At 70.7% G+C, this 20,985-nt stretch carries 17 protein-coding genes; 12 read left to right on the top strand and 5 right to left on the bottom strand.

The window, feature by feature from the left end:
* The first annotated feature begins 207 nt into the window (after window positions 1-207).
* Complete coding sequence (locus tag ACN469_RS07865) at window positions 208-741, top strand: hypothetical protein (RefSeq protein ID WP_498765732.1); 534 nt, start codon at window positions 208-210, stop codon at window positions 739-741.
* Window positions 742-945: 204 nt separating this feature from the next.
* Window positions 946-1,422, top strand: coding sequence for a peroxiredoxin (locus tag ACN469_RS07860; protein ID WP_498765730.1), 477 nt, complete (start codon window positions 946-948; stop codon window positions 1,420-1,422).
* Between the two features lie 15 nt (window positions 1,423-1,437).
* On the opposite strand, the gene ACN469_RS07855 is transcribed toward ACN469_RS07860, so the two are convergent.
* Window positions 1,438-2,016, bottom strand: a complete 579-nt coding sequence (locus ACN469_RS07855; RefSeq protein WP_498765728.1) for a TIGR02265 family protein — start codon at window positions 2,014-2,016, stop codon at window positions 1,438-1,440.
* A 180-nt stretch (window positions 2,017-2,196) separates the two neighbouring features.
* Between ACN469_RS07855 and ACN469_RS07850 the strand changes: the two genes are divergently transcribed.
* The 6 genes from ACN469_RS07850 to ACN469_RS07825 all read left to right on the top strand — a co-directional run bounded on the left by ACN469_RS07850 (window position 2,197) and on the right by ACN469_RS07825 (window position 7,194).
* On the top strand, window positions 2,197-2,832 hold the full coding sequence (locus ACN469_RS07850; protein WP_498765726.1) for an RNA polymerase sigma factor: 636 nt from the start codon (window positions 2,197-2,199) through the stop codon (window positions 2,830-2,832).
* Window positions 2,832-3,362 (top strand): zf-HC2 domain-containing protein, encoded by a 531-nt coding sequence (locus ACN469_RS07845; protein WP_498765724.1) that lies wholly within the window; start codon window positions 2,832-2,834, stop codon window positions 3,360-3,362. The genes ACN469_RS07850 and ACN469_RS07845 overlap by 1 nt, the downstream gene beginning before the upstream one ends.
* A gap of 5 nt (window positions 3,363-3,367) precedes the next feature.
* Entirely contained in the window at window positions 3,368-3,880 is a 513-nt protein-coding gene (locus ACN469_RS07840) for a hypothetical protein (RefSeq protein WP_498766024.1), read from the top strand.
* A 128-nt stretch (window positions 3,881-4,008) separates the two neighbouring features.
* Complete coding sequence (locus ACN469_RS07835; protein WP_498765722.1) at window positions 4,009-4,599, top strand: DUF4136 domain-containing protein; 591 nt, start codon at window positions 4,009-4,011, stop codon at window positions 4,597-4,599.
* 117 nt (window positions 4,600-4,716) lie between these two features.
* A complete protein-coding gene (locus ACN469_RS07830) occupies window positions 4,717-5,859 on the top strand; it encodes a chemotaxis protein (protein WP_498765720.1) in 1,143 nt (380 codons plus the stop codon).
* Window positions 5,860-6,108: 249 nt separating this feature from the next.
* On the top strand, window positions 6,109-7,194 hold the full coding sequence (locus ACN469_RS07825) for an ADP-ribosylglycohydrolase family protein (RefSeq protein ID WP_498765718.1): 1,086 nt from the start codon (window positions 6,109-6,111) through the stop codon (window positions 7,192-7,194).
* Between the two features lie 9 nt (window positions 7,195-7,203).
* Here the strand turns inward: ACN469_RS07825 and ACN469_RS07820 are convergent, their stop codons facing one another.
* From ACN469_RS07820 to uvrA, 3 genes are all read right to left on the bottom strand, one after another.
* Complete coding sequence (locus ACN469_RS07820) at window positions 7,204-8,214, bottom strand: DUF5996 family protein (protein WP_498765716.1); 1,011 nt, start codon at window positions 8,212-8,214, stop codon at window positions 7,204-7,206.
* Window positions 8,215-8,346: 132 nt separating this feature from the next.
* Window positions 8,347-8,943: a glutathione peroxidase gene (locus ACN469_RS07815; protein WP_498765714.1), complete on the bottom strand. Its 597-nt coding sequence runs from the start codon at window positions 8,941-8,943 to the stop codon at window positions 8,347-8,349.
* A 71-nt stretch (window positions 8,944-9,014) separates the two neighbouring features.
* Window positions 9,015-14,321, bottom strand: a complete 5,307-nt coding sequence (gene uvrA, locus ACN469_RS07810; RefSeq protein WP_498765712.1) for an excinuclease ABC subunit UvrA — start codon at window positions 14,319-14,321, stop codon at window positions 9,015-9,017.
* A gap of 181 nt (window positions 14,322-14,502) precedes the next feature.
* Here uvrA and ACN469_RS07805 point away from each other — a divergent pair, with 181 nt between their 5' ends.
* Complete coding sequence (locus tag ACN469_RS07805; protein ID WP_498765710.1) at window positions 14,503-15,510, top strand: S1 family peptidase; 1,008 nt, start codon at window positions 14,503-14,505, stop codon at window positions 15,508-15,510.
* Between the two features lie 9 nt (window positions 15,511-15,519).
* Here ACN469_RS07805 and ACN469_RS07800 read toward each other — a convergent pair whose 3' ends face one another.
* Window positions 15,520-16,107, bottom strand: a complete 588-nt coding sequence (locus ACN469_RS07800; RefSeq protein ID WP_498765708.1) for a DUF2378 family protein — start codon at window positions 16,105-16,107, stop codon at window positions 15,520-15,522.
* Window positions 16,108-16,267: 160 nt separating this feature from the next.
* On the opposite strand from ACN469_RS07800, the gene ACN469_RS07795 reads away from it, so the two are divergent.
* The 3 genes from ACN469_RS07795 (at window position 16,268) to ACN469_RS07785 (ending at window position 20,972) form a co-directional block, all read left to right on the top strand.
* Window positions 16,268-18,556: a PAS domain S-box protein gene (locus tag ACN469_RS07795; RefSeq protein WP_498765706.1), complete on the top strand. Its 2,289-nt coding sequence runs from the start codon at window positions 16,268-16,270 to the stop codon at window positions 18,554-18,556.
* Window positions 18,557-18,888: 332 nt separating this feature from the next.
* Window positions 18,889-20,481 (top strand): OpgD/OpgG family glucan biosynthesis protein, encoded by a 1,593-nt coding sequence (locus ACN469_RS07790; protein WP_498765704.1) that lies wholly within the window; start codon window positions 18,889-18,891, stop codon window positions 20,479-20,481.
* A complete protein-coding gene (locus tag ACN469_RS07785) occupies window positions 20,478-20,972 on the top strand; it encodes a hypothetical protein (protein WP_498765702.1) in 495 nt (164 codons plus the stop codon). Before ACN469_RS07790 ends, ACN469_RS07785 begins: the two co-directional genes overlap by 4 nt.
* Window positions 20,973-20,985: the final 13 nt, after the last annotated feature.

The following is a 20,985-nucleotide window of genomic DNA, read 5'->3' as shown; positions in this document are numbered from 1 at the left end:
CGTCGTCGAGCAGCGGAACCTCGGGCTGAAACATTCCCAGTGAGTCGGCGATGACATCGACTCGAGGAGTCTCCATCCGGAGGAGCCACGCGCTGACACCCGCGACGTGACGCGACACAATCCGCGATATCAGGTGGCCTCGTTCTCGAGCCGCCTTCGCGCCCGCGTGGCGAGGAGTCGAACGAAGTGAACGGTCCGGACAGTGGGATGGCGATCGCGGTGTTGCTGGGCATGTTGCTGCTGCTGCTGATTGGCGGCGGCGTCGGCGTCGGCCTCACCCTCCTCCTCAAGAAGCTCTTCTCGTTCTCGACCCCCGTGGCCATCGGCGTGGGCGTCGTGTTGCTGGTGGTCGGCGCGGTGGGGCTCTTCGCGGTGGTGTTCGACGACCTCACCGCCAGTTGGTGGGAGGCACGCACCGCCAAGGTCGTGCACTTCACCGTGCCCAAGGGCTTCAACGGCCAGCTGCACCTGGTGTTCGACCCGAACGGGCCCGCGGTCAACGAGGTGGACGGCAAGCTGGAGGTGAAGGTCAGCGGCGCGAAGGCGCAGAAGGTCAAGGCCGGCATGGGGGTGGAGAACGACTACGTCGAGGTCGAAGCCCATGACACCGAGGGCAAGCAGGTCGACGTGTTCCTCGACTCGAGCGGCTTCCGCGACGGCGTCAGGTACCGCGGGTTCTGGTTCGGAGACCAGGCGACCCGGACCTACGATGACTCGCCCATCATCCCGCCGAAGGAGTGAGGGGCAGAGCGCTCAACATTACTTAACACCCCAGTGACTCCAACCATGCGATGCAGGACGCGCCCCCTTGGGTGGCTCGGGAAGGACACAGTCCTTCCGTCGAGGGGAGAACGGGTGGCGGCATGCGGGGAAACGGTTCCCGGACTCGCTCGGAAAACGTGGTACCGGTGGACCGTCGCGGCCACCAGAAAGGGAGCTGTCGGAATGCTCGCCATCGGAGACCTCGCGCCGGACTTCTCCGCCACGGACTGCCATGGCGCGCCCTTGAGCCTGTCCGCGCTCCGGGGCCGCAGGGTCGTCCTCTTCTTCTTCCCCAAGGCCTTCACGCTCGGCTGCACCATCGAGAACCGGGCGTTCAGGGACAACCACCACCGCCTCCAGGCGCTGGGCGCGGAGCTGGTGGGCGTCTCCGTGGACACGCAGCGCACCCAGTGCGCCTTCGCGGAGAAGGAAGACATCCACTTCTCCCTGCTCGGAGACCCGGACCGGGTCATCAGCCGGGCGTATGACGTGCTCTGGCCCGTGCTCCGGGTGGACCGCCGCGTCACCTTCATCATCGGCCCCGACGGCCACATCGAGGACATCATCCGCCACGAGGTGCGCGTGTACCGCCACCTGGACGACGTCCTTCGCTACCTCGAGTCCACCCCGCTCCCCCTCGCCTACGACACGGCCGCCTGACGCCTGCCGGGGCCTTCAATCCCAGCAGCAGTGGTACTCGCAATGGGACGCGCCCCGGGCGCGGCACATCGGGTGCGTGATTCGCGGCGACAGGCCGCCCGACAGCTCGATGGCGCGCTCGTGCCAGCCGATGATGGTGAGGCAGTCCGCCTCCGTGACGTTCTCCGCGCTGAAGGTGCGCAGCACCGCGGACCGGGGCCCCGTCGAGTCGTACGTGCGCGAGCCCACCGCGTAATAGAACCGGTAGATGCGCGCCGCCTGGCTCAGCAGGAAGTGCGGGTCCCCCACCCTCACGAAGGTATGCTGGGGGCCGTGCAGCGACTCGTCCGCGGACGCGCGCCCCATGTCGATGAAGGCCCGGCCCTCGTCCTCCGGCGACAGCACCTCCGCGATGGCCGTGTCCAGCCGCAGGTTCAGCTCCAGCGGATACCAGGCCACCGGCACTATCGATTTGCGCAGCAACGCCTGGTCCAACGGGGGCAGCCGCCCAAGGACTTCGTCGACGCGAACCTGCCCGCCATGTCGGCGCAGCATGTTCAGCCGGGATATGAGCACGCCCCCCTTGATGCGAGAGCCCGAGCCTTCCAGAACCATGAGAAGTCCGTGGGTTGCACCAACAGCGGACATTGTGACAGCCGCCAAGCGAGCAGGGCAACCCGATGGCTCACCGAAGTGTCGCCCAATTTGCTGTTATTTCCTGATATTCCTGAATTAATGCCACGGCGGTAACGCGGCGAAAAATAACCTGGGGGCCGCTCGGGGGTTGAAGGCGTCGTGAGCATCAGGGAGACAGGCGGCCGGGTGGTGGCGATGCCGTCTCGTCGGCTGGCCCTGGAGCGGGCGCCGGACGAGGTGCTCTGCCATGCCTTCCTGGATGGGGAGGAGGCCGCCTTCGAGGTGCTGGTGACGAGGCACCGGGCGCTCGTCTTCTCGCTGGTGCGCCGCTACACGACGCGGCCCGAGGACGCGGCGGACCTGGCGCAAGGCGCCTTCCTGCGCGCGCTGGAGGCCTCGCGCCGGGTGTTCGCGCGCTTCACGCCTTCGGGCCCGGCGCCCTTCCGGGCGTGGCTGGTGCGCATCGCCCTCAACCTGGCGAAGAACCACGCGCGGCACGGCCAGCGGTGGCGGCCGGTGCTGGTGGAAGCGGCGAATGACGAGGTGGCGGAGGCCCCTGGCGAGTCCGCGCAGGAAGGCCTGGAGCGGGCGGAGCGCGGGCGGCGGGTGCGCGACGCGGTGCTGACGTTGCCCCGGCGCCAGCGCGAGGTGCTGACGCTGCGCGTGGACGCCGGGTTGGCGTTCAAGGACATCGCGGAGACGCTCGGCATCACCGAGAACAATGCGAAGGTGCAGTTCCACCATGCGGTGAAGCGCCTGAAGGCGCGGGTGGGCGAGCCCGAGGAGATGAGCTGATGGCTGCATGCCCTGAACAGGAAGCGCGGCTGGATCTCCACGCCGCGGGGGCGCTGGAGGCGTCGGAGACGGTCCCCCTGCTCCACCATCTGGAGTCGTGCGCGGGGTGCCGCGAGGCCTTCGCCGCGTCGGTGGAGATCCTCTCGCTGGTGACGTTGCCCGCGCCGACGACGGCGGAGAAGCTCGCTCAGGAGGCGCTGCCCCAGCGCGCGCTGGACGCGTGGAAGCGCGAGCACACGAGCCAGTCCCTGCGACGCCGCACCGTGGGCTCGCTGATGGCCGCGGCGGCGGCGGTGGCGGTGATGGTCCTGGTGCCAGGCATCCCGCGGCCCTGGACCGGGAGCACCTCGCCGGAGCCCCAGGCCGCGCCGGTGTTGGAGGAGCGCGCGGTGGAGGCGCGGACGCTGGCGGACTTCGAGGCCTGGGCGGGGCTGGAGCCGCTGGAGTCAGGCACCGAGCTGGAAGACGAGGAGGCCCTCGACGACGTCGCGGGCTGGGACGAGGAAGATCCGCTGGGAGAGATGCTGTGAAGACGATGACTCGCAAGTCCTGGGTGGCGTTGACGGTGGTGCTCGTGCCCTTCCTGGCGATGGCCCGGCCCGGCGACAAGGAGCGCGGGGAGTCGCGGCCTCGCGACGCCGAGCGGATGGAGCGCCTGGAGAAGCGGCTGCGGCTGCGGCAGGTGCTGACGCTGTCGGACGCGCTGGAGCTGGACAACGCGCAGGCGCTGAAGATGGAGGAGACGCTGCGCGGCTTCGACGAGAAGCGGCGGCCCTTGCGGGAGCAGGTGCGCGACGCGGCTCGCACGCTGCATCAGGCGGCGAAGGGCGACAGCGCGGCGCTGACGCAAGTGGACACCGCCGCGCAGCGTGCGTTCGAGGCGCGCGAGCGCATCGCCGCGCTGGACCGGGAGATGTATCAGGCGCTGGCCAAGGAGCTCCCTCCAGAGAAGCGGGCGAAGCTGGCGCTCGCCCTCGCGCGCGGTGGCCTCAAGTCCAAGAGCTTCTGGAAGAACGATTCGCCCGGGGACGCGAGGGGCGACGACTGACGCCCCACCCCGGGGAATGAGACTGGAGTCGGGGACGGACAGGCATCCGTCTCCAGGGGCGACATGGGCCCCATGCCTACCGTCAGGGAGCCGACGGCGCGTATCGCGCCGCCACCGAGGAGGCTTCCATGCGTCTACTGCCCCGACTCGCTCCGCTGCTGCTGGGCCTGGCCCTCACGGCCTGCGCGAGCATCGACGTGAGCAGCAACTACGACCCCAGCGCCGTCCAGCAGCTCGACGGCTACAAGACCTATGCGTGGCTCCCGCAGCCGGAGGGGACCGACAAGCGCATCTACAACCCCATCGTCGGCGGTGAGGTGCAGCGCGCGGCGGACGACTACCTGCAGTCGCACGGCTACCAGAAGGTGGATGCGGGGGCGAACCCCGACTTCCTCATCGGCTGGCATGGGGCCATCGACAACAAGATTGAGGCGGACACCGTCAACTCCTACTACGGCTATCCGTACGACCCGATGTGGGACCCGTTCTACGGCGGTGGGCCCGTCGTCATGTCCGCGCCCGAGACGTACGTGCGGGAGTACGAGCAGGGCACCCTCCTGCTCGACATCGTCGACGCCAGGTCAAAGAAGCTCGTCTGGCGCGGGCAGGCGCAGTCGGAGATCGACGACAACGCCAAGGCGGAGAAGCAGCAGTCGAACATCAACAAGGCCGTGACGGAGATGCTGGAGCGCTTCCCGCCGAAGCCGGGCAAGAAGTGACGTGCGGAGTCCGTGTCCGGCGCCACCGACGCATGGGAGCGTCAAGCGTCGGACACGGGCTTGTCCTCCGAGCAGGGTCGGCGGAGCGAGCGGGCGTGTGCAGCTTGCGCGGGCTCCATGTCTCGCCTCCGCCGAATCGCTGGCTGCTTCTTGCTGCTCGCCTGCCTTGATGGTTGCTCCGTCGCGGCGCCGCGCTCGGAGCTGGTGCGGCGCGTGGGTCGCTCCGACTTGTCGGTGGCGGCCCTGCGCACCCGGGTGCGGGACATGGCGCGGCGCTTCTCCGGGCTGCTGGAGGTCTCCGCGGATGAAATCGCGGCGCGCTCGGGCTCCGAGTCCGTGCGCCAGGCGATGACCACGTTCAAGATCAACTCGGTGCCGGCCATGCAGGCCGCGCTGCTCCAGCCGGACCCCGTGGCGGCGCTGGTGGATGCGTGGGCCCTGCTCGCGCAGCTCGAGCTCGCCCTGCCGGAGTGGGCCGTGAGCGCCGGTGCGACGCCGGAAGTGACGGCCAAGGCAGAGCGCATGTTGCGCGAACAGGAGGCCGAGGTGGAGGCGCTGTGGAAGGACGTGTCCGGCCGAGAGGATACGTCTCCCGCGCATCGGCTCGTGCATGAGTGGGCCGCGAAGAACCCGCTCGTGGGCTCGCTCGTCGCGCGGGTGTCCACCGTGGGGCTGCTCGCGGATGTGACGTCGCAGTCCGGGCTCGGCGCGCTGGGGACCGCGGGAGTGCTGGTGGAGGACGTGAGGGACCTCACCGCGCGCGTGGACCTCTACGCCGCTTCCCTGCCCCGACAGGCGCGGTGGCAGGTGGAGTCGATGGCGCAGGAGGCCCTAAGGATGCTCCCCGCGCGGGAGGCGATGAGGGATTTGGAGCGCGTGGTGGACACGCTGGACCAGCTGGGAGGGCTGGCGGCGGGAACTCCCGCGCTGGTGGCCCGGGAGCGGACCGCCGTGCTGAGCGCGCTCGACGCGGGCAGGGAGGCGCTCCAGCGCTTCATCGAAGCGGAACGACAGGCGCTCATGGTGGACGTGCGCGGAGAGCGGCAAGCCATCCTCTCGGCGCTCCATACCGAGCGCGTGGAGACGCTCCAGCAGGGCGAGCGCATCGGCTACGGACTGGTGGACCACACCTTCCAGCGCGCGGCCATGCTGGTGGACCGCGTCTTCCTGTGGCTGCTCGGGCTGATGTTGCTCGGCGTGGTGGGCGCCATCGCGGTCGCCTTCCTGCTCACGCGTGCGTGGCGTCGCCGCCTGGGCTGAGCGGAGCGCTGCGGTAGCGAGGCCAACGCAGGGCTCGTCGACAGCCTGACGACGCCTCTCGACGAGCCCGGCCAGCGTGGCGACAGCGCCTCGGCCGAGAGTGCCGTGGGGCTGCGCCTCCCGCTCACGGGTCCGACATCCTGACACCCGCCTTCCGACGGGCCGTGCCAATCTGACACACGAACTCCGCACCGAGGCTGGAATCACCCTCGGTACAGGGCGGGCTCTGTGATTGCATCCGTCCCAGCCATGGACTCGCGCTCACGTCAGGACCTCATCACCGGTGCGTTGCTGGGAACCCTCGTGGGAGATGCGCTGGGGCTCCCTCGGGAGGGGCTCAGCCCGAAGCGCGCACACCGCATGTTCGGCGGCGCACCGCTGCGACACAGGCTCGTGCTGGGCCGGGGCTTCGCGAGTGATGACACGGAGCACGCGTGCATGACGGGCCAGGCGCTCCTCGCGCAGCCCGAGGACCCGGCGCGCTTCGCTCGCGACCTGGGGTGGCGACTGCGGGGGTGGTTCCTCGCGCTGCCGGCGGGCATCGGCTGGGCGACGGTGCGCGCCATCGCGAAGCTGTGGTGCGGCTTCCCGCCCGAGCACAGTGGCGTCGTCTCCGCGGGCAACGGCCCGGCGATGCGCGCCCCGCTCCTGGGTGCATGCCTCGCCACGCGGCCCGAGCGACTCGATGCCTTCGTGCGGGCCTCCACGCGACTGACACATCGAGACCCTCGGGCCGAGGATGGAGCGCGGCTCGTCGCGCGGGCCGCCGCGTACGGAGCGCTGCACGGGCCCGAAGGCGTGAAGGACTCGGAGGCCACACTGCGCATGCTGCGCGAGGCCACCACCACGACCGAGTTTCAGGCGGTGCTCGACACGCTGAGCGCGCACCTGGCGCGAGGTGCGTCCCTCGCGGAGCTCGCCTGGTCACTCGGGTTGGAGCGTGGAGTCACGGGCTACGTCATGCACACGGTGCCCGTGGCGCTCTATGCGTGGCTGCGCCATCCGGACGACCTGCCTCGCGCGGTGGAGGAGGTCATCCTGCTCGGCGGAGACACGGACACGGTGGGCGCCATCGCGGGAGGAATGCTCGGAGCCACCGTCGGCGCGGGCGCCATTCCTCCGGCGTGGTTGGACGGAGTCGCCGAGTGGCCTCGCTCCACGCGGTGGATGCGCGCGCTCGCGGAGCGCCTGGCGCAGCAGTTCCCCACCGGCGAGCCCCCTGTCGAGCGAACAGGCCCGCTCGCCCTCTTCTGGCCCGCGCTGCTCCCGCGCAACCTGGGCGTCCTGGCCATCGTGCTGGCGCACGGCTTCCGCCGCCTGCTGCCGCCCTACTGAGTCAGGTGCTCACGAGCGCGTATCGGCGGAGGGCTGCTCCGCCGCCGTGCCGCCACCGACACCCCGCGCCGCCTTCAGGCTCTCAGGAATGATGAGCGGTCGCTCCAGACGAGCCCGGTCCCATTTGCCGTGGTCGGCGCACGCGTCATAGGACGTCTGGAGGAACTCGAGCAGATACCCCTGGGGGTCCCTCGCGCGGCGCACCGACTCGTAGGGCAACAGGAACTCCTTGAGCCCCGCGTCGTATCCCCCCTCCGCCGGCTCCACGCGCGAGGCGGAGAAGCCCGTGGGCTCCGGCGCGGCGTAGCAATAGAAGGCCGCGCCTCCCAGCGCCTCGGTGCCGGGCCAGAAGCCCGCGCTGCAGACCTCCTCGCAGTACGCCTCGGCCGTCACCGCGTCCGCGCCTTCGCGCATCGGCGCGGGCCGACCCGCGAAGCGCGTCACCGCCAGGTCGAAGCTCCCCCAGAAGAACTGCACCGGGCTGCACTTGCCCGTGAAGCGCGCGCGGAACTCCTTCAGGACGAGGTCCGCCTGGAGCAGGGCCCGAAACCAGCGCCGCGCATGCTCGGCCACATAGGTGTGGTGGTGCCGGTCCTGGCTGAACGGCGTGGTGTCGTCCGGTATCTCCACCGGCTGCTCCCAGATGCTCACCTCGATGCCCAGCGAGCGCAGCGTGGCCATGACATCCCGGTAGAACTCCGCCACCGGGCGAGCCGTCAGCTCCATGACGCGCACGTCGCCGCGACTCGTCAGGAAGCGCAGCTCGCTGGCGAGGAAGTCGAAGTCCACCTCGAAGCCGCCATTGCCGTAGGGGATGAGCGTCGTCGTCAGGCCCCTGGCCGTCACGCGGAACGACACGTTCCACCAGTGGTTCTCCGGGGGCGTCAGCGCCAGCCGCACCTTGCCGAGCACCTGGGTGTACCGGTGCAACGTGGCATAGGTGTCCTTCCACTCCGCCAACGGAAGCGCGGGCCACGCCTCTTCCCGCGAGCCCAATCCAGGTGTCGACGCGATGGCCATGCGGCTCCCTCCTCAAGGGCTCCGTCCACCACCACGGTGGGCCCCTCGCGGCCCGCATGCCACCCCCGACAGACGACACGACACCGGCCCGGGCGGATGCTTGCTCCGGGCCGGCGAGAGGTCAGGCGATGGCTACGGCTGGGCGAGCGCGGCGTCGACGGCCTTGCGCAGCTCGTCGCTCTCCGGCGTCACCTTGCTGGGGAAGCCCGCCTTCACCTGGCCGTCCTTGCCCACGACGTACTTGTGGAAGTTCCACTTGGGCGCGTCGTGGTTCTTCGCGAGGAAGGTGTACACGGGGGACTGGCCGTCGCCCTTCGTCTTCACCTTCTCGAACATGGGGAAGGTGACCTTGAAGCGCAGCTCGCAGAACTTCTTGATCTCCTCCGAGCTGCCCGGCTCCTGCCCACCGAAGTCGTTGGACGGGAAGCCCAGCACGACGACGCCCTTGTCCTTGTAGTCCTGGAACAGCTTCTCCAGGCCCGCGTACTGCGGCGTGTAACCACACTCCGACGCGGTGTTCACGACCACCAGGACCTTGCCCTGGAAGTCGGAGAGCTTCTCGGCCTTGCCATCGAGACGGTTCGCGGACAGGTCATGCAGGGACATGGGCTTCTTCTCGCTCGGGGGCTGGGACTTCGCGGGAGTGGAGGGCTTCGTCGCCGTGTCCCCGGCGAGTGCCGGGGTGACGAGGAGCGCCGTGGCGACGGTCAATACATGGAGGGTTCTCATGTGGCCGCCAAGGATGCCGAAGCCCCGGCCCCGTTTCACGACCTTCTGTCCTGTCGTCGACATCCCCACCTTCACCGCCCCCCCGCCGCACCGCGACGCGATGCGTGACGGTCCTCGCCCGAGAAGAGTGACTTGAGCACCCGCCCGGTGGCCGTCTTCAGCTTCGCCACCTCGCGAGGCGTGCCCTCCGCGACGATGAGGCCACCGTCGTCGCCACCCTCCGGCCCCAGCTCCACGACATGGTCCGCCGCGCCGATGACCGACGGGTGGTGCTCGATGACCACCAGCGTGTCGCCCCGGTCCACCAGTCGGCCCAGGAAGGTGATGAGCTTCTCCACATCGCCCAGGTGCAGGCCCGTCGTCGGCTCGTCGAGCACGTACAGCGTGGGCTCGTGCCGCGAGGAGGCCGTCAGCTCGGAGGCCAGCTTCAGTCGCTGCGCCTCGCCGCCGGACAAGGTGTTGGAGCCCTGTCCGAGCTGGAGGTAGCCCACGCCCAGGTCCGACAGGCATTGCAGCGGCGCGGCCACCTTGGGGATGGAGCGGAACACGTCCTTCGCCTCGTCCGCGGACAGCCGCAGCACGTCACCGACGGACAGGCCATGGTAGCGGATCTCCAGCGTGGCCGCGTCGAAGCGCGCGCCTCCACAGGCCTCGCACGGCGTCACCACGTCCGGGAGGAAGGACATCTCGTGGGAGATGGAGCCCTGTCCGTCGCACGCGGTGCACCGGCCACCGCTGGCGGTGTTGAAGGAGAAGCGCGCGGCGGAGAAGCCCCGAATCTTCGCCTCGGGCGTCGCGGCGAAGGCCCGGCGCAGCTCGTCCCAGAGGCCCAGGAACGTCGCGGGCACCGAGCGCGGCGTACGGCCGATGGGCGACTGGTCCACCGACATCACCCGCTTCACGGGCTCCACGCCCTTCAGCGACTCGAAGGGCCCCGGCTTCGAGGAGACCAGCTCCAGCGCCTCGCGCAGCGCCGGGTAGAGCACCTGCCGAATCAGCGTGCTCTTGCCGGAGCCTGACACGCCGCTGACGACGTTGAGCCGGCCCACGGGCAGCCGCAGGTCCACGCGCTTCAGGTTGTTGGCGCGCGCGCCCTTCAGCTCCAGCCAGTGCTTCGGCTCTCCACGTCCGGACGGAGGCCGCACCTGTGCCTCGCGCAGCGCGAGCGCCGTGGGGGAGTCGCTCTGCAGCACCACGTCCGGAGGCCCCTCCGCGAGGATGCGTCCGCCCCCGCGTCCACCGGTGGGCCCCAGGTCGAGCAGGTGGTCCGCCGCGCGGATGGTGTCCGCGTCGTGCTCCACCACCAGCACCGTGGAGCCCGTGTTCACCAGCGCGCGCAGGTTGTCGAGCAGGCGGTGGGTGTCGCGCGGGTGCAGGCCGATGGTCGGCTCATCCAGCACGTACATCGCCCCGGTGAGACCCGCGCCGAGCTGCGCCGACAGCCGCAGGCGCTGCATCTCTCCGCCCGACAGCGTGCCCGCGTTGCGGTCCAGGGACAGGTAGCCCAGGCCCACGCGCTCCAGGAACTCCATGCGCCGCAGGAGCTCCTGACGGGACGGCTCGCCCAGCAGCGCGCGGTCGCCCTTGAACTTCCAGCCCTTCACGCGCTCCAGCGCCGAGGCTACGGACTGCTTCACCACCTCGTGGTAGCGCGCCCCTTCCAGGCGCACGCCGCGAGGCACCGGGTCCAACCGGCTGCCACCGCACGCGCGGCACGGCGCCGTCTCGCCCTCGACCTGCGCAGTGGGTCCACCCTGCACGCCCGTGCCCTCGCACGACTCGCAGCGGCCCTGCTTCGTGTTGAAGGAGAACCAGCGAGGGTCCAGCTCCGGCACGGCGGTGCCGCACTTCGGGCAGGTGCGCTCGGTGGACAGCAGCGTCTCCCCCTTCGACGCGCGCAGCTTCAGCGCGCCCTGGCCCCAGCCCAGCGCCTTGTCGAACACTTCGCGCGGCAGCTTCGAGAGCTTGCCCTCGTACATGACGAGGTCGATGTCGTGCTCGCGCGTCTTCGCCAGTCGCGGCGGGTCATCCGTGGACGCGACCTCCCCATCGACGATGGCGTGGGTGATGCCCCCGCGCGCGGCGGCCGTGAAGACATCCAGGTACGTGCCCTTGCGCGAGCGCACCGCGGGCGCCAGCACCGTCCCGTCCCCCTTCATCGCGGTGAGCTGCGCGAAGAGCAGCTCCGGGGAGACGGAGGTGATGGGCGTGTCGTCATTGGGGCAGTGCGGCTCGCCCAGCTTGGCGAACAGCAGGCGCAGGTAGTGGGCCACCTCGGTGACGGTGGCCACCGTGCTGGTGCCACCCGCGCGCGAGGTGCGCTGCTCCAGCGCCACCGTGGGCGGAATGGAGCTGACGCGCTCCACGTCCGGCCGGGGCATGGTGGGAAGGAACTGCCGCGCGTAGGGGCTGAGCGTCTCCAGGAAGCGCCGCTGCCCCTCCGCGAACACCACGTCGAAGGCCAGCGAGCTCTTGCCCGAGCCGCTCGGCCCGGTGACGACGGTCATCTTCCCGAGCGGAATCTTGCACGACACGTCCTGGAGGTTGTGCTCGCGCGCGTGCTCCACCTCGATGGCTGGCGCGGCCTCCTTGCCTGGCTTGCGCTGCTTCACCACGCGAACTGGCGGCTTGCGCTCGCCTCGCAGCGCCTCCGCCGTCGCGCCCTTGCCCCGCGCCACGTCCGCGGGCGTGCCCTCGGCCACCAGCCGGCCGCCATCCTTGCCACCCACCGGCCCCAGGTCGATGACCCAGTCCGAGGCCTTCATCACCGACACGTCATGGTCCACGACGATGACGCTGGCGCCACGGTCCACCAGCGCGTGCAGCGCGTCGATGACATGACGCACGTCCTCCGCGTGGAGGCCCGCGCTCGGCTCGTCGATGAGGAACAGCGAGCCCTTCGACTCGGAGGCCAGCGCGCGCGCCAGCTTCAGTCGCTGCGCCTCGCCGCCCGACAGCGTGGACAAGGGCTGCCCCAGGGGCAGATAGCCCAGGCCCAGCCGAGCCACCGGCCCCAGCGCGCGCTGGAGGGCCGCGTCACTCCCGAAGTGCTGGAGCACCTCCGCCACCGTCATCTCCAGCACCTGCGCCACGCTGAAGCCCTGGTGGCGGACGGCGAGCACCTCTTCCTTGAAGCGCCGGCCCCGGCACACCGCGCACAGCAAGGCCACGTCCGCGAGGAACTGCATCTCCACCGTCTCGTAGCCCTCGCCCGAGCACGCCTCGCAGCGCCCCTTGTCCACATTGAAGGAGAAGTGCGCTGGCGTCAGTCCTCGCACCTGCGCGTCGGGCTCCGCGGCGAAGCGCTCGCGCAGCCGGTCCCACGCCTTGGTGTACGTGGCGGCGTTGCCGCGCGACGTGCGCCCCAGGGGAGACTGGTCCACGAAGGTGATGGACTTCACCGCCTCGGCGCCCTCCAGCGCGTCCACCACGCCCGGGGCCTCCACGTCCTTCACGCCCAGCCGCCGCGCCAGGTGCCGGTAGAGGACCTCGTCCACCAGCGTGCTCTTGCCGGAGCCGCTCGGCCCCGTCACCGCGCACAGCACGCCCAAGGGCACGCTCACCGACAGCGCCTTCAGGTTGTGCTCCCGCGCACCCCGCACCTCGATGGAGCCCGTCTTCGTCCGGGGCGTCCTCGACGACTCGCCACCGCCCGCGAGGAGCCGTCCGGTGGGCAGGTCCTTGCGCTTCGCCAGCGCCTCCGGCGGACCATCGAAGCACAGCCGTCCGCCCTCGCGACCCGCGCCAGGGCCCAGTTCCAGCACGCGGTGCGCGGAGCGGATGACCAGCGGGTCATGTTCAATCACGAGCGCGATGTTGCCCCGCTCCGCCAGCTCCGCGATGGCCTCCGTCAAGGGCGGCACGTCCCCGGGGTGCAGGCCCACGGTGGGCTCGTCCAGGACGAACAGCGAGCCGGTGAGCGACGTCCCCAGCGCCGCCGTCAGCGACACGCGCTGCGCCTCGCCTCCGGACAGCGTGCGCGCCTGCCGGTCCAACGTCAGGTAGCCCAGCCCCACGCGCCGCAGATAGCTCAGGCGCCCGGACAGCTCGCGCCGCGCCAGCTCCCCCTGCCCCGTCGTCGTGCGCAGCGCCTCCAGTCTGGACAGCGCCTCCGTCAGCTCCAGCCCGTGCCAGCCCGGCAGGTCCAGCCCGCCCACGCGGTACGCACGCGCCTGCTCGTTGAGCCGCGCGCCATGACAGCTCGCGCACAGCGAATACGCGCGGTAGCGCGCCAGCAGCACGCGCACGTGCATCTTGTACGTGCGGCCCTCCATCCACCGGAACCACGCGCGCACGCCCGGGTACGCCCGGCCCTCGTCGTAGTCCCCCGCGCCCTGCAGCACCGACTCTTGCTGTGCGGGCGTCAGCGAGCCCCAGGGCGCGTCCATGGGAATGCCCTTGGCGCGACACCAGCGCTGGAGCATGCCCCGCTCCCACTCCGTCGACGCGCCGGACCAGGGGCGGATGGCTCCCTCCGACAGACTCAGCGCCGGGTTGGGAATCACCTTGTCCCAGTCGATGCCGATGGTGCGGCCGAAGCCCTTGCACGCCGCGCACGCGCCCACGGGCGACTGGTAGCTGAACAGGCCCGGTCGCGCGGCCTCGAACTCACGCGCGCACTTGGGACACACCAGCCCCCGTCGCACCCGCTTCGGCTCGGCGCCGACCACCAGCACCACCGCCTCGCCCTCCGAGCGCGCCCACGCCTCCTCCATCGCCTGCGTCACGCGCGACAACTGCGATGACGACAGCTTCACCCGGTCCACCAACACCCGCGCCACGCCCGCGGCGTCCGTCGCCTCTGACGGCTTGAGCGACTCCAGCTCCCGCACCTCGCCCTGCACCACCAGCCGGTGGTAGCCGTCCTTCAGCAGCCGCGCGCGCACGTCCAGGAACGAGGCCGTGTCCGCGATGCGCAGCGGAAAGGCGATGAGGGCCTGGGCCTCCGGCGACTCGCGCAAGAGCGCCGCCGCCGCGACGCGCGCATCCGTGCGCACCGCCTCCACGCCACACGTGGGACACACCGGCATCGCCTCGCGCGTGAAGAGCGCGGACAGGTACGGCTCCACGTCCGCCAGCGTCGCCACCGTGGAGCGCGAGCTCTTCACCGGCGCGCGCCGGTCCACCGCCACGCCCGCGGCCACCGGCTCCAGCGCGTCCATGGGCGGCCGCTCCAGCCGCTCGAGGAACTGCCGGGCATACGGGCTGAAGCTCTCCACGAAGCGTCGCTGCCCCTCCGCATACAGCGTGTCGAGCGCCAGGCTGGACTTGCCCGCCCCCGACACTCCGGTGATGCAGACCAGCTCCCCTTCCGCCAGGTCCACGGAGAGGTCTTTCAGGTTGTGCGTACGGGCGCCTACGAGGTGGGTCTTGTGCATTTCGGGTCGGAGGTTTAACGACCTGACACTTCAACGCCACAGACAAGTGAACCAGCGGAACGTGGAGGGCACCCCCTGGTTGGGTGAAGGGCGAGCGGCTTGCTACAACTGGGGTACAATGAGCGCGCGGGGGCGGCGCCCGGCCCAGGTGCCCATATGCCCCGCGATGCAGGAGCTCTCCATGGCTGAGGGAATCGACAGGTCTCCCCCCCGTGACGCGCTGGTCCATGCCTCGCCCTCGCTGGTGCTCCTGGAAGTCGATGGCCACACGGCCTCCGCCTTCGTGGCCACCGGACAAGGACACCTCGTCACCAGCCTGCATGCGGTCGCCGGCGCCCGTCTCATCCACGCGGTGATGGCGGATGGAACCCGCGCGGAGGTGGCCCAGGTGGCCGCCATGGATGACCGCCGTGACCTGGCCATCCTCCGGTTGCCGGTGAAGGACCTGGCCCCACCTCTGGGGCTCACGCCCGCACCCCTGCCCGCCGAGGGAGACACCGTCTACGTCTTGCGACCCGGCGCCGGCCCCGCACCAGAGGTCCGCTCCCAGCAGGTGCGGGCGGTCCAGGTGCTCGGCGACTGGCTCACCCTGTTGGAATTGACGCGCACGCTTCCGGAAGAGTCCTCCGGTGGACCGGTGCTGGACATGAGCGGCGCGGTGGTCGGCGTGGCCACGGCGGCGCTGGCCAACGGCCGCTCGCTGGGACTCGTCATCCCCACGCGCTACATCGCGCCGCTGCTGCGCGGTTCGGCCGCCTCGCCACTGTCCGCGCTGGAGGCCCCGCGCCGCAGGGCGGGCCGCGTGCGTCAGGTGCCGCAGCATTCGCTGAGCCTGCTGGAGGGCGCGACGACGGACGTGCTGGAGTCCATCGCCACCACGCTCGGCCACGCCATCAACGCGGGCGCTCCCGCGTACAACCGGGGCGACGTGGACGGCTGCTACCGCCTCTACGCCCGCACCGCCGAGCGCCTCATCGACACGTGCAAGCTCTTCCCCGGCGCCCAGCGCGCGCTGCGCGACGGCCTCACCCGCTGCGTGGAGTTGCCGGACTCCGACGACCGGGCCTGGGCCCTGCGCGACACCTTCGACGGACTCCTGGACGTCATCGGCCGCTGGCTGCAAATCCGTCCGGAGGCCTCACGCATCGCCCGGCCCTCGGCCGCGCTGCCCAAGCGCTACATCAACTGACGCGCCGTCTCACGCCTCGTCCCAGCACACGCGCAGCGCGTAGCCGGCGGGCTGCCTGTCCAGCACCTCTACCCGAGGCTGCACCCGGGTGCGCCGCAGCACGCCTTCCACCACGCCCGCTACGAAGTCCGGCAACGGGTCTCCGTCCACCACCCGCACGCACCACTCGCGCTCCTGCACCGGCTCCAGGACCATCTTCATGTCCTCGCGCCCCGCCTTCAGGTACGTGGGCAGCCGCGTCAGACAACGCTCGGTACCCAACAGTGGCGCCGCGGTGGCGAAGATGCGCCCCACCAACGTCTGCGCGAACCCCTCCACGTAGTGGTGGCCCAGCGCCCGGTTGGCCTCCTCAGCGGGTTGTCCCGCGCACGCGAAGCGCCGCGCCACACCCAGCGCCGCGCGCCACACGTTGAGGGGGTAGTACTCCTGGGACGAGTCCGTGTCGTAGCCGATGTCTCGCAGCGACTGGGCGAACGCGCCGGAGGGCTTCAGCGCATGGTCGAACAGCCCCTCGAAATTGCGCCGAGGCACCTGCACTGGCACGTAGGGCGCCTTGCGAGCCGCCACCACCGCGTCCTTCGAGCCCCGCCACTCCATGGCGTTCCCCCCTCCGAATCCGCCGGTCCGCACCGGCCCGCAACCACTCTAACAGCCCGCTGTCCACGCGGCTTTGCTTGCCCTGGGAAACTAGCGCCTCAGCACACTTTTACAACACGAGGGCTCGTGCAACGATGGTCGTTTGCATGCAAGGAGTCCCATGCGGGTCCTGATAGTCGCTCAGGGAGGGGCGGACCTGTCGCCACTGGAAACCCTGCTGGAAGCCAGGGGGAACACGGTGGTCCACGTCGCGCGCGACGTGGATGTACCGGCGGCCTGGCGCGCCGAACCCTGTCCCCTGGTGGTGTTGGACGCGCGCGAGCCGGGCTCGCGCATGCCCCTCGTGCGGGCCCTGCGCAGCCTGCCGGGCGGCCCCTCCGCGGTGGTGTTGCTGGTGGGACGACGCGGCGCGCTGCACCTGCTGGAGCCCGCGTTGGAGGACGGCGCGGACGAGGTCCTGGCCTGGCCCATGGAGCAGGAGGAGCTGCGGCTGCGGCTGGACATGGCCGAGCGCCGCTATGTCCGCCGCGAGTCCCGCACGGGCGTGCCCTTCGGCGACGAGCTGCGGGACACCATGCTCGCCGTCAGCCCCGTGCCCACGTCCATCACCACGCTGGGAGAGGGCCGCGTCGTCGCGGCCAATGACGCCTACTTCCGGGCGTTCGGCTACTCGCGCGACGAGATGCTGGGAAAGACGACGGTCGAGCTGCGGCTGTGGGAGCGACCGTTCGACCGCTCGCAGGTGATGGAGCGGCTGCGCCAGCATGGCTCGGTGCGGGGCGTGGACGCGCAGTACCACACCAGCACCGGCGAGCTGCGTCACACGCTCTTGTTCATGGGGATTGTGCCCTACGCGGGCGAGCCGCACGTCATCTCCTTCTTCCCGGACATCACCCCGCTGAAGCAGGCGGAGGAGGAGGTCCGCCGCTCCGAGGTGAGCTTCCGCACCCTCATCCAGAGCCTGCCGGACCTGGTGGCCGTCTTCGACCGCGACGCGCGCGTGCGCTACGCCAACCTCAAGGTCGCCCGCGCGCTGGGCTACTCGGACGTGCGCGAGCTCATCGGCAAGCACATCTCCGACATGATTCCTCCGGAGGACCTGGCCTCGGCGGACGCGCGCATGCACGAGGCCCTGCGCACCGGCCGCAACGCCCTTCAAGAGAGGCGCATGGTGCGCCGCGACGGCGGCATCCTCCACGTCGAGTCCACCACCTTCCCGCTGCACTTCGACGGCGAGGACTCCATCGTCTCCGTCGCGCACGATTTGACGGAGCGCCACCAGATGCAGGCGCGGCTGATGCTCGCCGAGCGCATGGCCTCCGTGGGCACGCTCGCCGCGGGCGTGGCGCACGAAATCAACAACCCCCTGGCCTACCTCACCGCCAACCTCGCCTTCGCCCGCGAGGAGCTGTCCAACCTGCCCGCGCCCGGCGTGGACCCCGCGCTGGCGGAGTCCCTCTCGGATGCGCAGTCCGCGCTCGCAGAAGCCCAGCAGGGGGCGGAGCGCGTGCGCACCATCGTCCGCGACTTGAAGACCTTCAGCCGGGTGGACTCACTCGAGGACGCCGTCGTCGACGTGCGCCAGGTGCTCGACTCCACGCTGAACCTGGCCACCACCGAAATCCGCCACCGCGCCCGGCTGGTGAAGTTCTTCGAGGAAGTCACGCCCGTGCGCGCCAACGAGTCGCGGCTGGGACAGGTGTTCCTGAATCTCCTGGTCAACGCCGCGCAGGCCATCCCCGAGGGCTCGCCGGACCGACATGAGATTCGCGTCTGCGCGCGCATGGGCGACGGCGGCCGCGTGCTGGTGGAGGTCTCCGACACGGGCGTGGGCATCGCCACCGAGCACCTGCCCCGCCTGTTCGACCCCTTCTTCACCACCAAGGCCCCCGGCGTGGGCACGGGCCTGGGCCTGTCCATCTGCCACAACCTGGTGACGGCGCTCGGCGGCGAGATTCGCGTCCGCAGCGCCCCCAACCGAGGCTCCACCTTCCAGGTGCTGCTGCCCGCCGCCGAGCGCCCGCGCGAAGTCCCGCTGCTTCCCCGGCCGCTCGAGACGCCCGCCGCCGCCGCCGAGAAGCGGGGCCGCCTGCTCGTGGTGGACGACGAGCCCCTGGTCTGCACCGCCCTGGGCCGCACCCTGCGCCCCCACCACGACGTCACGCTCGCCACGCGCGCGCAGGACGCCCTGGAGCGAATCGAAGCCGGCGAGCACTACGACGTCGTCTTCTGCGACTTGATGATGCCGGGCATGAGCGGCATGGACTTCTACTCCACGCTGATGAAGCGCTACCCGGACCAGGCCCGCCGCGTCGTCTTCCTCACCGGCGGTGCGGTGACACCCCAGGCCCGCGCCTTCCTCGAAACCGTCACCAGCCCCCACCTCGAAAAGCCCTTCGCGGGCCGGGAGCTGCTGTCCTTGGTGCAGGAACGATTGGCCCGAGCCTGATCCGGGTCATGGTCCACCTGGGGAGGAATCGGACAGAGTCACGCGCCGGCTGTCCTTCTATTCCCCAGCGCTTCCACGGCCTTGCCCACGCCGCTTTCCACGGCGAGCGCGCAAGCCCGCAGTTTCATTGACCTCAAACTAAATTCTCCGAGTAAGCGCTCGCGATTCCTGGAGAAATTCCAGGGATGAACGACCGCGTCATGGGCTGGTACGCGTGTTGCTCAGGGCTGACGCGCCGCACCGTGGAGGCCTTGCGGGGTGGCGGAGTCGAGTGAGGTCCGGAGGTCTCCCGGAGCCGCTCGGCCCCTCAGCGGAACTCGGAGGAATCTGGCGTGACGGCGGACAGGAACAAGCACGGTGGGACGCGCGCGGCGTGCGTGCGGTGGCTGGGCGTGGCGCTGGTGGCCACGGCTGGGACCGCGTGCGCGGCGACCCCCTCCTCGTCCACGTCGCAGGCTCGCGGTGCCACGGCCTTCACGGCCGACACGGTGGTGGAGCGGGCGCGGGCGAAGGCGGCGCAGGCGTATGTGGAGCCCGTGTCGACGCTGCCGGAGACCTACCGGACGCTGGACTACGACGCGTACCGGGACATCCGCTTCCGTCCGGAGAAGGCGCAGTGGCGTGAGGCGGGGCTGCCCTTCCAGGCGCAGTTCTTCCACCCCGGCTTCTTCTTCCAGTTCCCGGTGGCCATGTACGAGGTGTCCGGCGGCAAGGCGGCGCCGCTGCGCTTCTCGCCGGAGCTGTTCACCTACGGCCCGCTGGTGAAGCCCGGCCCGCTGAAGAAGGCGGATGGCTTCGCGGGCATGCGGCTGTCGCATCCGCTGAACCGCTCGGACCTCTTCGACGAGCTGGTGGTGTTCCTGGGCGCCAGCTACTTCCGCGCGCTGGGCCAGGGCAACCTGTATGGCCTGTCCGCGCGCGGGCTCGCCCTCGACACGGCGACGGCGCGCGCCGAGGAGTTCCCCGCCTTCCGTGAGCTGTGGCTGGAGAAGCCCGCGCCCGGCGCGGACCGCGTCGTCGTGCACGCGCTGATGGACAGCCCCAGCGTCACCGGCGCGTTTCGCTTCACCGTCATCCCCGGGGCGAACACGGTGATGGAGGTGGAGGCCACTGTCTTCGCGCGCAAGCCGGTGGAGCAGCTGGGCGTGGCGCCGCTGACGAGCATGTACCTCTTCGGGGAGAATGACAGGGGCGACTACGACGACTTCCGGCCGGAGGTGCACGACTCGGACGGCCTCTTCGTCTGGACGCGCACGGGCGAGCAGCTCTGGCGGCCCCTGCAGAACCCCGAGCGCATCAACGTCTCCAGCTTCCAGGTGGACAGCCCGCGCGCCTTCGGCGTCCTGCAGCGCGACACGGCCTTCAACCACTACGAGGACCTGGAGGCGCACTACGAGCGCCGCCCCAGCGCGTGGGTGGAGCCGGTGGGCGAGTGGGGCCCGGGCGTGGTGCGGCTGGTGGAGCTGCCGACGCCGGACGAGACGAACGACAACATCGTCGCCTTCTGGGTGCCCCAGAAGCCGCTGGCGGCCGGCGACTCGCTGCGCGTCGCGTACAAGCTGCACTGGGGCTCGCGCTCGCCGTGGCCCGTGACGGCCGCCACCGTCGTCAGCACGCGCCTGGACGCGGGCGACTCGTGGAAGGGCGCCAGGCTGAAGGACGCGCGCCCCATGCGCCGCTTCGTCATCGACTTCTCCGCCGTGCCGGACCTGAAGGAGAGCGACACGCCCGTGGAGCTCGTCGTCAGCGCCGGCTCGGGCAAGGTCATGAGACCCATCGCCACGCGCCACACGCCCACGGGCGGCTGGCGCGCGACTTTCGAGCTGCACCCCGCCTCACCCGCGGTACCGACCGAGCTGCGCGCGTTCTTGAAGCGCGGCTCGGAGACCCTCACCGAGACCTGGAGCTACCTGTGGATTCCGTGACGACGCTGACCGCCTGCCCCTCCGTCCCGTCCACCGTGTGGGCAGTCCCGCGTTCTCGCGCGGCCATCGACACCTTCTTCCGCGGCTTCGGCTTCAGCGCCGAGGCGGACCTGTCCGCGCTGGCGGCGTGGGTGCTGGACGGCTACGGCGCTCAGGGAGCCCAGCCCCAGGCGGCGGTGGCGCTGGCCCGGGCGCGCATGGAGACGTGGCTTTCGAGCGTGCTGGGTCTGGAGCACTCGGGTCCGGGCCTGCTGGCGCGAGGCCGCGCGGCCTTCGTGCTGTGCGACGGCGCGAGCCGGGGCGCGCGGCTGCTCACCCGGCCCTCGGCGCCGGAGGACTTCGTGAAGGCGGCGCGCGCGGCGGTGCCGGTGCCCGCGCCCGCGCAGGTCAGCTCGGTGATGCCCGAGCAGCAGCTCGTGCTGTGGCCGTTCGGTGAGCTGCTGCGCCGCTGGTGGCGCGGAGCGGCGCCGGACGTCTCCATCTCCCGCTGAGCGGGGGAGTTCC

The sequence above is a fragment of the Corallococcus terminator genome, from assembly GCF_049194865.1.
Classification (GTDB): domain Bacteria; phylum Myxococcota; class Myxococcia; order Myxococcales; family Myxococcaceae; genus Myxococcus; species Myxococcus terminator_A.
The sequence above is the reverse complement of the archived record's forward strand: the minus strand, read 5'-3'. Positions and strand labels throughout refer to the sequence as shown.